The 14,056-nt window shown below is 50.3% G+C and carries 7 protein-coding genes; 6 read left to right on the top strand and 1 reads right to left on the bottom strand.

Annotation, left to right across the window (positions count from 1 at the left end; translation table 11 throughout):
* On the bottom strand, positions 1-2,960 hold a 2,960-nt coding region (locus J0895_RS20675), incomplete at its 3' end, for a filamentous hemagglutinin N-terminal domain-containing protein (protein ID WP_207089885.1).
* A gap of 1,071 nt (positions 2,961-4,031) precedes the next feature.
* On the opposite strand from J0895_RS20675, the gene J0895_RS20680 reads away from it, so the two are divergent.
* The 6 genes from J0895_RS20680 to J0895_RS20705 form a co-directional block, all read left to right on the top strand.
* Entirely contained in the window at positions 4,032-5,171 is a 1,140-nt protein-coding gene (locus tag J0895_RS20680) for a DegT/DnrJ/EryC1/StrS family aminotransferase (protein WP_207089886.1), read from the top strand.
* 44 nt (positions 5,172-5,215) lie between these two features.
* Positions 5,216-6,106, top strand: a complete 891-nt coding sequence (gene crtB, locus J0895_RS20685) for a cyanoexosortase B (protein ID WP_207089887.1) — start codon at positions 5,216-5,218, stop codon at positions 6,104-6,106.
* A gap of 76 nt (positions 6,107-6,182) precedes the next feature.
* Positions 6,183-6,914 carry a cyanoexosortase B system-associated protein gene (locus J0895_RS20690; protein WP_242541464.1) on the top strand — a complete coding sequence of 244 codons (732 nt, stop codon included), beginning with the start codon at positions 6,183-6,185 and terminating at the stop codon, positions 6,912-6,914.
* A gap of 230 nt (positions 6,915-7,144) precedes the next feature.
* The gene (locus tag J0895_RS20695) at positions 7,145-9,910 is read left to right on the top strand and encodes an SLBB domain-containing protein (RefSeq protein WP_207089888.1); all 2,766 of its coding nucleotides are present in this window, start codon (positions 7,145-7,147) and stop codon (positions 9,908-9,910) included.
* Positions 9,911-10,280: 370 nt separating this feature from the next.
* Positions 10,281-12,467, top strand: a complete 2,187-nt coding sequence (locus J0895_RS20700) for a GumC family protein (protein WP_207089889.1) — start codon at positions 10,281-10,283, stop codon at positions 12,465-12,467.
* Between the two features lie 687 nt (positions 12,468-13,154).
* A partial coding sequence (locus J0895_RS20705; RefSeq protein ID WP_207089890.1) for a hypothetical protein occupies positions 13,155-14,056 on the top strand: 902 nt, incomplete at its 3' end.

Consider the following 14,056-nt stretch of genomic DNA (forward strand, 5'->3'; position numbering starts at 1 on the left):
GGAGTCACTGCCGGTTCAGACACCGCCACAGGTTCCGAAGGAGTGGGGGAATCGGCTTCCGGTGTTTCCGGGGTGGGGTCTGGATCAACTGCTGTAGTCTCCTCGACTGGAGGCGTTTCTTCTCCTAAATCCGTGGGAGAATCGGACGGGGTTGAGTCTGTTTCCTCTGGTGTTTCCTCCTCTGGTTCAGGGTCTGACTCAGAAGGACTCGATGGATCGGAACTCTCCGTTTCTTCCTCATTTGTAGCGGTTTCGTCCGGGGTTGCCTCTGACTCCGAGGCGGGTTCCGAGGTAGAGGATTCTGAGGAGGGATTAGGGTTGAGGTAAATGCGCGATCGGGAAACGGATTCTCCGAGGGAGAGAAATTCGCCCGATCCGGTGGTAATGGCGGCAAGGGTTCCGTTTTCAATGATGCCATTGCCATCGACATCCCCAATCACAAATTCACTTTTGCCATGAGTGATGGTAATTTCACCGCCTTGAGGTGCAGCAGTGGAAATACTAAACTCGCCGCCGGTTTGGGAGAGAAAAGAATCGACGATGCGCACGGAACCCGGGGTCTGAATTTCAACGTTGCCGCCGATGCTTGCTCCTTCTGTATTAATGAAGGAGGTTTGGATATCATTTTGTTGAGTTTGTAGGGTGACATCACCGCCTGCACCGACGGTTGAATGGGTATCGATCGCCCCAGTGGAGAGACCCGAGAACGAGCGCAGGCTAATGGTTCCGCCATCAGAGGCGATCGCGGCACTCTCTAAATTCCCGGTGGTGATCTGGCTATTCTGACTGTTGAGGTGAATCGAGGCCCCGGATGTGGTGATGTCATCAGTCTCTATGGCATCGGTGGCGGTAATATTGACCGTTCCCCCAGTGGTGGTGAGGCGATCGCCCAGGGTGACGGTGCCCGTGGCGTCAATGGCGATCGCCCCTTGACTCGTCACGTCACTTTGTAAATCAATAGTTTGAGCGCGCACAGACAACCCGGCGATCGCCACTTCATTCCCGACTGCCCCTCCCAGGACAACATCCCCAGTTCCTGCCTCCAGATTTAACTGAAAAGTGCCATTAATCGTTCCAGTTACCTGAATATTGCCACCCCCCGCATCCTCTACGGTCCCAGTGGTGCCGAATGTCGTGGCATCGGAGAGTTCCAGAGGACCGTTAATTTGAATGGTGTTATTTTCAGTGATTAAATCCCCAGAAATAATCGGATTCTCAGCCGTTAAGGCGATCGCACCCCCTTGCGGGTTGGAGGAAGAAGATGCATTCAGGGTGCCACCAGTCGTATCAATCCGACCCCCAGCGCTAGAAAGGGTAATATCGCCCCCTGCCGAGGAAATACCTCCTGGGGTGAGGTGACTGCCACTGTTCAGGGTAATATCGCCCCCATCGGTGGAGATGGTTCCAGTTTGAATGCTTCCCGTTGCCTGGACCTCCAAAGAACGACCTAGGGAAGCGATCGCGATTTCTCCGACAACGATGCTTCCTGGAGATAATTCCAGGGAGTCATTTATCGGAGGGTGTGAAGTGCTTCTCCCCCCTGCACTTAAGTGGACCCCTCCTGGAGAAGCATTACCGTCTTCGGCGATCGTCAAGGAAATCTTTCCCCCTTCTATTCCCCCTAAACTATCCACCCGCAGAGGACCGCCGGTATAATTTCCAAATACCACATTTCCTCCAGCCATGAGCGCCAACTCATTCCGACTTTGAAACGCTGTCGGTTGGGATGCCGTATTGAAAATCATCAGATTTCCCCTGCTGTGGAAAGCGCCATCCAGGGAGATGTCGCCATCACTGACTACCGTCAAATTCCCCTGGACCTGGATTTGAGAATCTGGGTGATTGAGCAGATCGAGGGTAACGCTGCGATCGCCGCGAATCTGCAAATTCCGCCCCACCTTCACCTCAACCGGATTCATCGGGGTATCTTCAAACCTCACCTCGTTGTCCGCTTGCAAGTGCAAATTTCCTGTGGTTTCAAGCTGACTTTCTGCCACCGTTAAATTGCCCGTGGCGAATACAATTGCAGTTTGAGCCTGTAACTGCTGACTACTCACATCCCCATGTTCCAATCGCAACCCTGAACCCGTCAGAGTGACCGTCCCATCGGCATTAAGCTGAACTCCCGTGGCATGAGTTCCCCCCCCACCTGCCAACAATTCTGGTAAAGACAGAGGATTGAACCGAACTTCTCGGGAGGCAGATGATACCGTGGGTGCGGTTTGCAACAGATAAGGGTCCACCTCAAAACTCAGGAGATGTCCGACTTGGCTAATCCGCACCAGACTTTGACCCGATACCCCTGCCACAATCAGATTGCCTTGGGCCGAAAGGGTCCCGGTACTGACTACGGAACCCCCAACCAGGGTTAAATTTTGATTCGGTCCAACCCCTAAATTTCCCGCATTCACGATCGCGGCAGCTTCCGGCATCGAAAATACTAATTGACTGGGACTGCCTACCAAACTGCTATAAAGATTCGTCTGTTTTGCATCAAACCATTGCACCGAGTCCGACCCAGACAAACCTATCAGATCGGCGGTGGTTGCCATGAACGAACCCGGAACATTTAAACGGGCTCCTGAACCAAACAGGATGCCACTGGGGTTCATCAAAAATAAATTAGACTGTCCCCCCGTGACTTGAATTAGCCCATTAATAATAGAAGGATTGCCCCCATTGATTCGCGTCAAAATATTTTGAATTTGGGGGTTAGACATAAAGTTAGCAATTTCTCCGGCGTTCAGTCCAAACTCGGCAAAAGTATGAAACAGGTTACTGCCATCGTCTGAAATGGTTCCGCCCTCAATATTGAAGGTATTTCCATCCGGAGTGACTTGGGTTTGGGTATCGGTGCCGGGAACGATCGGTTGGGCATGGGTGGGTTGGATGGCGAATGTCCCGTAAAGGGAAAGTGTGAATAACCACCCGATATAGATGCGGATGATGGGTGAAATCATGGATGTTTCTCTTTTTTATGGGGCATCAAGGATGGGATGAATCTGTTGCCCTTTTCCTGATGTTAAATAAAGCGAATCGCTACATTTTAAGGTTAGTAAAAATCAGAAAGGCTTGATTTGATTAAAGGGGACTTGTTTTGAGGAAAATCTCAACTTGAACCGAGGGTTTAAATGATTTAGTTGGGCGTTAATCGTTACTGTACAGGAAACCCTCACTATTAAAATGTAGATCCAGGTCGAGAGAGGGAGCGGATAGTTTTAGAATGAACCAGGTCTATCTCAACTCCAGCGAGCAAGTTATTTTTCTCAATGACATTTGGGATAACTCGATTCCAGGACTTTCATCCTATTTACTACTCTAACCTACCTCCGTTGCTCCCTAATCAAATGACCGGAGCCGAGTGCAATCTAGTCGGGTCCCTACTTTGACTCATTGGGGCAGAAAATGGGGACGGTTAGATTCAAGTTATTTAGGAGAATTTTGCAATGATTTCAGCAAAATATTGTCTTATCTTCAAAAGAATAATTGAATTTTAAATAATGCAGGTACAACATAAAGTAGCGACAGAGTGCGTGAGCGAATCTGTCAGGAAAGCCCCAGCCAGCTTAACCCATTGGGCAAAAGACGATTCCAATCCCTTCAAAATCTTTACAAATCCCGGGAAAAATTTACCAAGGCTTCAACCCTGATGTAGAGAGACATTCGTTAACCTAGGACAAGAGGCCCTCAATGCGATCGCAGGAGGGATCAACTGCATCTCCCATCCACTGTCCAAGGTAAGGGAACGGGACAACGGGCAGTATTTACAAAGTCTTCACAATTGAGGGGGAGTCAATCCTTGATAAATCCCTCTTACACTTAAAGAAGAGGGAGCAATTTTGAACCGGGCGACCTTTATTCGGGGACCCCAACTGGAAAGAAGGCGATCGCCTAGGGACCTCTCCCATCATCCCCTCCTCCCGATCGCGTTCTCAAGAAGGATCCAGAGTCTTGGCGAACCCTTCTCAACCCATTTCCCCGGACTAGACTGCAACCGACTCAATCCCCATTCTGAAGTCTCTTTAACCATAATGAAACCCACTCCCGAAACTGTTCCATTTGTTGATCTGACCCAACAACACCAGCCCATTCAAGCCGAAATAGAACGCGCCATCCAAACTGTCATCGAACGAGGAGATTTTGTCCTAGGACAAGCCTTGGGAGAATTTGAAAATAGCTTCGCCCAAGCTTGTGGCGTGGAATTCGGCGTGGGGGTTGCCTGTGGGACTGATGCGATCGCCCTGGCACTCCAGGCATCTGGAGTTGGTCCGGGAGATGAAGTCATCCTCCCCGCTAATACCTTTATCGCCACCCTGATCGGCGTCCTTCGCGCCGGGGCCACCCCAGTCCTCGTGGATTGTGACATCTCCACTGCTTTAATCGACCTAGAAGCCGTAGAAAAAGCCATCACCCCCAAAACTCGCGTGTTGTTGCCGGTCCATCTCTACGGGCAAATGGTCTCCCCTAGACGACTCAAAGAACTCGCCTCAGCCCACAATTTAATTTGCGTTGAAGATGCCGCCCAAGCGCACCTGGCAGAACGAGAAGGAGTCCGCCCCGGTGGAGTGGGACTTGCTGCCGCCTTTAGCTTTTATCCCAGTAAAAATCTTGGCTGTTTTGGGGATGGTGGCATGGTCGTCACCGGCGATCGCGAATTGGCTCAAAAATTGCGAAGCTTACGCAATTATGGTGCGCCCAAAAAGTATCTTCATGCCGATCGCGGCACCAATAGCCGTCTCGATACCCTCCAGGCGGCCATCCTCCAGGCCAAACTTCCCTACTTACCCGACTGGAATCTAGCCCGAAATACCTGCGCCAAACAGTACGATGCCTTACTCCAACCCCTCGGCGATCGGGGGATCCTCCCCATCCGCAACCTCAGTGGTAGCGGTCATGTTTATCACCTCTACGTTATTCGCATCACCAAAGAGTGCATTCTAAATCGGGACACTCTCTTAGAAAAATTAGGTTCCGAAGGGATTCAAACCGGCATCCATTATCCGTTACCCTGTCATCTGCAACCGGCTTATCAAAATTTAGGCTATCAAGCGGGGGATTTTCCCCAGGCTGAAGCCCTCTGCGAAGAGATTTTGTCTCTCCCGCTGTATCCCGGTTTGAGTGAGGCACAAATCGAGCGCGTGGTTGAGGCGATCGCATTAGCAGTCCATTAAGTTAAACCTTTTCCCCTTCCCTTGTTGTTACCCCAGATAAAATTATGCAAATTGGGCGTAAAGTTCCTTTTCTAATTGAGCAAAATTACCCTTGGATTCTGATTGGAATCCTCAGCGTACTTTATACTCCCCTACTCTTCCATTGGTACGACGGGTGGCTCAATAAGAGCATCAGTCTCGAACATGAATATTTTAGTCATGGATTAATCGGGCTACCCTTCGCTGCCTATATTTGCTGGCAGGACAAGCGTAAATTATGGCAAAAACTGCCCGAACAGAGTCATCCATTGGGGGGGATTTTGATGGCTATCGGCGGAATTTTTTATGTCACCGGATTACCCGATTTTGTCAATTTATCGTTTCCCCTCGTCTTAGCGGGAATCTGTTTATGGCTCAAAGGATTACCCGGATTTAAACTCCTAACCTTTCCCCTGCTGTTAGTATTCCTAGCCACTCCGAACCAAGTTCCCTACTTAATTGCACCTTATACCCTACCCTTACAAAGTTTTATTGCTGGGTGTGCGGGGTTTCTTTTATCCCATGTAGGATTTAATGTCACCGTAGAAGGAATTTACCTATTCGTTAATCAACGAGTGGTAGAAGTCGCGCCGCACTGTGCGGGATTAAAAATGCTCCTCACCAGTCTGTATGTGGCGTTAATGTTGCTTTACTGGACAGGTTCAAATGAGTCGCGGAGCAAAACGACTCTGTTTTTAGCCAGTACGGTTGTTATCGCCGTGATCGGTAATATTATCCGCAATGCCCTTCTGACCTTCTTTCATGGGGCGGGTCATGAACATTGGTTTGAATGGCTGCATGAAGGATGGGGTGGAGACCTTTATTCGGCTGCGATGTTAGGACTTTTAATTCCCACTCTCAATGGAGTTGATTGGATTGTTCATTATTTTTTGGCTCCAGTCGAAGACCCCACCTAACGGCCAGTGAGTCCGACCTCCAACCCTGAAGACTGTCTACACCTAAAGCTGGGAAAAATCATTCAAAATGTCGCTGATGAAAGTCATGTATTTACCCAAATTCCTGCACAATTATTCCCTAGCGCGAGTTGCTTTACTGTTATTTATGTTGGTCCTATTCGCGGTAGGGGCGGTTCCCAGCTACATCAGTGGAAAATGGGCTTGGGTCTCACCTCCGAATCTGGTCAATTTGAACGAGTTAAGGGAATTGAGAACGACAGGGTTAAACCTGAGTGGATGGGAAACCAGTGAACCCCAGGTTGTGAAAATTGGGGGCCACAATTGGGTGCAGCAGAATATTCAGGAGGGCGATCGCTTTGTTGCGGGTCTGTTGTTGCTGAATCAAACGGGTCCGATGCATCAACCGCAAGTAGAGTGGATGGATATCGATGGATTTTGGCGGTGGAAAAGAGATTCCGAGCGATCGCTGATATTCGAGGTGAATCCAGAATCAGCCCCGACGCCGGATCAGACGGTTCAGGTCAAAGCCAGATTATTCCGAGGATGGACCACAGCTCAAACCTACGCGATCGCCCAGTGGTATAGCTGGCCCACCGGCGGAAATCCTACCCCCTTTAGCTGGTTCTGGCGCGATCGCCTCGCCCAACTCCAGGGAAACCGTCTTCCCTGGGTCGCCGTTAACGTGATCATTCCCATAGAACCCTTTGGGGATATAGAATCAGTCAGACCCCTGATTGAATCCTTAAGTCAAAACATTCAAAAGGCCTTAATCGAGGGTCCCTTTACTCCCCTGACGAAAACCAAGTAAACCCCTGACAAAAACAAAGGGCAAACCCTGGCGACTCCTGAAAAATTTCCCCTCAACAGTCGCGCATCTACCCGGTCCCCTATTCACGAAAGCACATGGATCAGAAAGAGGCAGATCCGCCTTGGTGTCAGGAACTCTCATCAAAAGCTGGGGGAACGACAAACCCAGAGATCCCGAACCTGCCACTCCTGAACCCAAACCCCTTCCTCCCGTTGTGGTCATCAGTTCTCATGATTGAATCCTCCTCTGCCCTTCAGTTTTACCCCCTCACTGCCTTGACCCTAGCCGGGTTACATAAGGGACTTACGGTCATGCCTCTAGCGGGACTGTTGACGCTCGCCTTCAATACGGGAATACCCGAAGCCCTCAGCGCCCCGGTCCCCCCAGAACTCGCCCAAGGGATACCCGCCCCCCAAGCTCCATCTTGGCCTCCGATTCAACCCGGACCTGCTGTTCCCCCACCTCCGGCTCAACTCCCTCCGACTACTCCTACCAGCAGTCCTCAACTGAGCCAATTTTGCCAACCCCGTCAAGGATTGCCCTCCCCTACACCTCAGCAGGCGATCGCCCCCCAACCCTTAACGCCCCCTCCACTCCCCCCTCAAGCCTCACCTCCGGTTCCCCGAGTCCCTCCCACAGCCGCCGTCTCTCAACCCAACCCCTTCCTAGAAACCCCCGCCATCATTCCCGTCAGCCAATTCCCCACAGAATCCTACCAACTTGCCCCCGGGGATCAGCTAGTCATTGATGTCCAACCCTATCAAAACATCAGCATTCAAACGGTCGTGAATCCCCAAGGGCAAATCGTCATGCAGTTATTGGGACCTTTAGAGATTTCCGGGTTAACGGCAGAACAAGCCCAACAACGGATTCAATCCGGTTTAAATCAATTTTTAGTCGATCCCCAAGTCAATGTGGCGTTAATTGCCAAACGTCCAGTGAATATTACCGTCACCGGAGAAGTCACCCAACCGGGGTTTTATGCGTTCCCAGCAGAAAATGCCCGAATTTCCGAAGTTTTAGCAGCGGTGGGTGGGACAACACCCGGATCCGATCTGACCTCCATCCTGATCCGACGTCCCCTGGGTGATGGCAGATTTTTGCAACAACGTTTCAACCTGTTGGTTTCCTTGCAAGCAGGCAGTCCCCCGCCGGATCTCTTGCTGCAAGAAGGGGATATCCTGATTGTGCTCAAACAATCCTTAAGTGAAGCCCAGATTAATGACAGCAACATCATCGCGCGATCGCGCCTCTCTCCTCCCCAAGCTGTCGGCATCCGCGTCATTGGAGAAGTCACTCGTCCAGGATTTTATAATCTCCCCCCCTCGTTCAATCCCATTCAAGATGCCTTAGTCATTGCTGGGGGGTCTACACCGGCGGCTGACCTGCGATCGGTACGAGTGCGACGAGTCCTCAGTGATGGGCTCCTTAGCGAGGAAACCATTGACCTGTATTCCCCCTTACAAACCGGCACCCCCTTTCCTGAACTGCGCCTCGGCAATGGCGATATCATCATCGTCCCCACCCTCGATTTAAACGAAGCCGCCTTTAACTACAACAACAACATCGTTTCTAACTCCACCTTAACCACACCCCAAGCCGTCAGCATTACCATCGTCGGCGAAGTCACCCAACCCGGATTCTATATCCTCCCGGCTTCCCCCAGTCCCCTTCCCACCGCGTTACAAATTGCAGGCGGAAGCACTCCCGTTGCTGATTTGCGGAGAGTTCAGGTCCGGCGAACCCTTCCCGATGGTCGCATCAGCGAAGAAACAATGGATTTACTCTCCCCATTGCAAGGCGGTACTCCCTTCCCAGACCTCCGATTAGCCAACGGAGATGTGCTGATCATCCCTAAACTCGGGTTAGAAGAAGCCCGGACTTATAATAGTGCCGCTGTTTCCACCTCCACCCTAGCGGCCCAACAGGCCGTTGCCATTACAGTCCTCGGAGAAGTAGCCGCGCCTGGATTTCACCTCCTTCCCCCCTCCCTAAGTCCCATTCCCACGGCATTGCAGGCCGCCGGTGGGATTACCACTGCAGCCGACTTGCGGACCATCCTCATCTGTCGGGTGATGGCAAATGGGACCGTCAGTCAAGAACAGGTCAACCTTTACGCCTCCCTGGAAACCGGCAGCGCTTTACCGGATTTACGCCTAGGAAATGGGGATGTGGTGATTGTCCCCAAATTGGGATTAAACCAGGACCCAGGATATAACCCGCGCATCGTCGCCGAATCCACCCTAGCTGCGACTATTCCGGTCAATGTGACCATCCTCGGAGAAGTTGCACAACCGGGATTTTTTACCGTTCCCCCCTCTAATCGTCCCGTTGCTGATGCGATGCTAGTGGCTGGAGGGATTACCTCTAATGCTGATTTGCGATCGGTTCGGGTTCGTCGTAGCCTTGATAATGGGGCAATTTCAGAAGAAGTCCTGGATTTGTACACCCCCCTGCTGACGGGGGCTGAACTTCCCGAACTGCGGTTAGCCAATGGAGATGTGGTGTTCGTTCCGACCATCGAAAGCAGCACCGATGAATATTACGATCGCGTCCTAGTCTCTCGTTCCACCCTATCCGTACCGCAGATTGTCGTTCGCGTTTTGAGCTATCCTGCCGGGGGCATTAGTGTTGTTCCTGTCCCCAGTGGCAGTACCTTTGCGGATATTCTGAATGCGGTTCCCCTCCTGAGTGCAGACCTTAACAATATTGCCCTGATCCGTTTCGATCCCGAACAGGGGAAAGCTGTGACTCGGGAAATCAATGCCCAAGAACTTTTGCGTGGGGATCTGGCTCAAAATGTCCCGTTAGAAAATAATGATGTGATTGTCATTGGGCGCAATCTGGTGGGGAAAATCACTTATGCCCTAGGGACCTTTACTCAACCATTCCGCGATGTTCTGGGATTTCTACTGTTTTTTGATTCCTTGAGAGATAGTGCCACACTCCTCTTTGGACCCGGTGGTAATAACGACCAAAATAACACCAACAATTAATAAGCCCCAGAGCGTCTTAGGGTATTCCAAAAAATAAATCATTCCTATTCAGTTTTTAAAGGAGTAGGGTGGGCATTGCCCACCTTCTGTTCGGTGGGCAATGCCCACCCTACGATTGCTATTTTATTTTTTGGAGTTCCCTTATGCTACAATCAAGGGAGGGTCTCTACAGCCAGTCTAAATCAGACAATAGAATTGAGGGGTCTAAGCGTCTGCCCTCCTTTGAAGTAGTAGGGAAAGCAGACGCTGATATTCCCCAAAGAATTATCCCATTGATTTAGACTAGCTATATAAAACGAATTGGATAAATTTTCGGCATTCGGTTCATCCTTAATCTTTAATATTCTTCATCCTTAACCCTATTCCTATCATGGCTCCACCCATTCTCAAGCGCTACGCGATCGCTTTTGGTAAATACAAATGGTTTGGCTTCGCTGCTTTTGTCCTCACCTTGGGCGGGGCAGGATTTGTGGCAATGCAACCCCCTCCAGAGGAGACCTATCGGGCACGCGGAGCGCTGACTTACACCACTCCGGCAGTGACCTTTTCAGCAACCGGAAGCCAAATTCAAGAACAGGGCAAGCAACTTCCTAAAGAGATTCTCCTGGCTGAGAATGTGGTGACGGCAGTGGGAACCCAGGTGAATGAAGACCCCAGAAAATTGGCTCGGGAGGTGTCTTTAAAGCCCCCTAAAGCTGATGGTCCTCCTCAGATTGAACTGGGCTATACTCATCCCAATCGGGAAACCGCCCAAACTGTCGTGCAAGCGCTCATGGAAGCCATGATTGAGCAAAGCCGAATGCTCAATACTACGGCCTTACGACGGATGATTGACACCATTGAGGAGCGATTGCCCGAAGCCCTAGCGGAACTTAGAGAAGCAGAACAGAAACTTGAAGAGTACGAACGGGAAGAGGCGGTAGCAATTTTGGCGGCCAGAAGTGGGGGATTGGCTGGGGCGATCGTTGCCAACCAAAATCAGCAGCGCGAGATTGGCTTACAGTTAGAAGGGCTTGATGCCCAACTTGCCAGTTTAGAACAGCGCCTGGGATTGACCGCAGATCAGGCTTATGTCTCCCAAGCCCTCAGCGCTGACCCGATTATCGCCCAATTGAGAGCAGCCCTCCATCAAATTGAGTCCCAGCGTGAACTCCTCAGTAAAGATTTCCGCCCACTGCATCCCCAGATGATTGAGTTGCAAAAGCAGGAAACCTCTTACAATGAATTGTTGGAGCGCAGAGCTACAGAAGTCATCGGTGGAGGGGGAATGGCTGCCCCATTAATGAATAGCGCCCAAATTCGCAAAGACAGTAGTCTCGACCCGGCAAGGCAGCAGTTAGCGCAAACCTTGGTGAATTTACAAACCCAGCGGCAAACCTGGGTCCAGCAATTGAATTCTCTGACCCAAACGGAACAACAATTGCAACAGGATTATCAAACTCTGCCGAACAAACAGCTTGAACAAGGACGGTTAGCTCAACAAGTGGCACTCAAGCAAGACCTCTACAATAAAATGCAGAACGCTTTGGCAGATGCAAAAGCCGCTGAAGCCGAAACGTCCAGCAGTTTGAGTGTGGCACAAGAAGCATCGGTTTCTAAAAACGAAGTCACGACACAACCTCCTGCGCTGATTTTTGCCCTCGGGGGACTGGTTGGCATCCTTGTCGGGAATGCCTTGATTTTTGCTATTTCCTTACTGGAAGGGAAATTTTATACGATGGAGGAAGTTCGCGGGGCTTTGCAGCAACAGGACCTCCGCATTCTGGGTATTTTACCCGAGGTGTTTACCCCGGAGTTCAATGATCACGAGATGCCGATTTTAAGGGATCCGGATTCCCCTTATTTGGAGTTTTATGAAAAGATCCGCAGTAATTTGTTGCGGATTGGAGAAAAAGCACCCAAGGTGCTGTTGATTACCAGTGTGGCTGCTCAAGAAGGAAAAACTTTTTGTGCTTATAATTTGGCGATCGCCGCAGCGCGTGCCGGGAAGCGGACTTTACTGATTGAAGCGGATTTGCGATCGCCCTCCCAAGCGCAGAGTCTGCAAGTGGCGATCGAACCCGACGCCAACCTCGAACCCCTCCACTACTACGGACAGTTCCACCAATGCATTCGCCTCGCGCCGGAAATTGAAAACCTCTACGTTGTTCCCAGTGCCGGTCCTCTCAAAAACAGCGCCTCGGCGATCGAATCCAACGAATTCCGCCGACTCCTTGAAGATGCCAGAGCTCGGTTTGATTTAGTGATTTTGGACTCTCCCGCACTCAGCGTCAACAACGATGCCTTTTTACTAGAACCCTTTAGCGATGGGATGATTCTCGTCACCCGCCCCTGCTACACCCAAGGCGGAATGCTAACGGAATATGTTGAGCCCCTGACTGAATCAGAAACAGTCCAACTCTTAGGTGCAGTGATTAATGGTTGCGATATTCCCGTACCACTACTGGAAAATATTCCCAGAAAAGAACCCTTACCCCTCGCCCACAGCCACGAACCTCCCCAGCTTGAAGCAATGGACAGCAATCCGCCCAAAATACCCACCCGCACGAGTCGGTAGTGGGGTCGTTAAGTCCCCTCAGATTGAGTTGTCCCTGCGCCTTTCTACCCGGGGATCACAGAGCTTCCCCTGTAGCCTCTCTAAATGATTCCGACAGCTAATCGAGCAGAAACCATCAGGAGTTGCCCTTACAAGAACCGTTAAATTTATTTAAACCGGCTATATTCTGGGGTTTAAAAATAGTTTTAACGATCTGCCAAAAGTTTAGCCGGTTGGCGGTTCTTAAATTTTATAAAACTAACAAATTTTATACAGGCCATCGGAATAAAACTCTTTTAAAATTGAGGAAAAATTCCCCAAAAATTTATTAAAAAACGGCACAGTTTCTCATCAAGGGTTACCCTATATCGGGAACCTACGACAAAAGCTGCAGTTTTTTAGAGGGTGGAAAGAAGTCTTGTTAATGCCATTCAAAATGAGCCAAAAATGGCATCATAAATGCCCCTTTAACCTTCCGATAACCCTTCTGGCCCTCTGAAAAATCAAAGATTTTTTACAGATTTAAAATTTTAGACCGTCCGCGCAAAGAACTGGATGTATTGATGCTCGGGAACAATGCTATTGTGGATGAGCGTCACGCAAGGTTAAGCTGAAGCACCTATGGGAGCTTAGGTTTGACAAGTTATAGATTTAGGAAAGGCTTGTATTTCCGGAGAATAATGTGGTTCACTGGATACTTGTTCAAACATGGTATGGGGAGTTTTAGGTGTGTTCTTACATCAGCTTGTATTGCGTCTGAGTTTGCTGGCCGGTATTAGTGCAGTCACGGTGCTGCCATCAGGATTAAGTTTAGCCAATCCTCACCCCGTCCCGGGCCTGAACACAACCGGGGAGACTGCGCAGTTGCCCAACAGCAAACAGAATACCAGACCTGTTCCACCCACTGCTCCACCACAGGAGTCAGCGGTTACCTACACTCAGCGAGAACTGGAACAGATCATTCTCTTGTTCCGAGAGGTCGAACGGCAAGGACTAAGGCCCCAACAAGCTCAGGAGATCCGATCCCTGATTCGCGAATTGGAACAACTCACCGCTCAGGGACAGACCCAAGTTGTCCTCTCCTCTACCCAATCGCAACGAGTTCGCGGGTTGCTGACTTCCCTAACCCCCCAAGAAATCTCACAGATTCAGGAAGCCCTGGATTTGCCTGAAGTGCAAGTGGGTTTATTCACCCAACAAGAGATTTCTGAAATTTTATTAATTCTGGGCGGAATTCAACAGGTGAGACTTCGGCCCCAGCAAACTCAGGAGATTGCACAGCTAATTCAAGATTTAGAAACAATTCAAGCACAGGGGCAGCCCCAAGCCATTCTATCTCCTCAGCAAACCCAACTGGTTCTCTCTGTGATCGAGTCCCTGACCCCACAAGAACGCGCCCAGATCCAATCTGCGGTAGGGGTAGAACTCGCCCAGGGCACTCGCCTCGATCGCGCAACGGTACAAGAGTTGCTCTCATTTCTGAAAATTATCCAACGGTTAAATTTACGACCCCAACAACGGCAGGAAATCCAAAGTCTGGTCCAGGAACTAGAGGCACTTGAAGCCGAAGGGGAACTGGTGGTGATTTTATCTCCTGAGCGATCGCAACA

Source organism: Phormidium pseudopriestleyi FRX01 (genome assembly GCF_017313335.1).
GTDB classification, from domain to species: Bacteria; Cyanobacteriota; Cyanobacteriia; order Cyanobacteriales; family Laspinemataceae; genus Laspinema; species Laspinema pseudopriestleyi.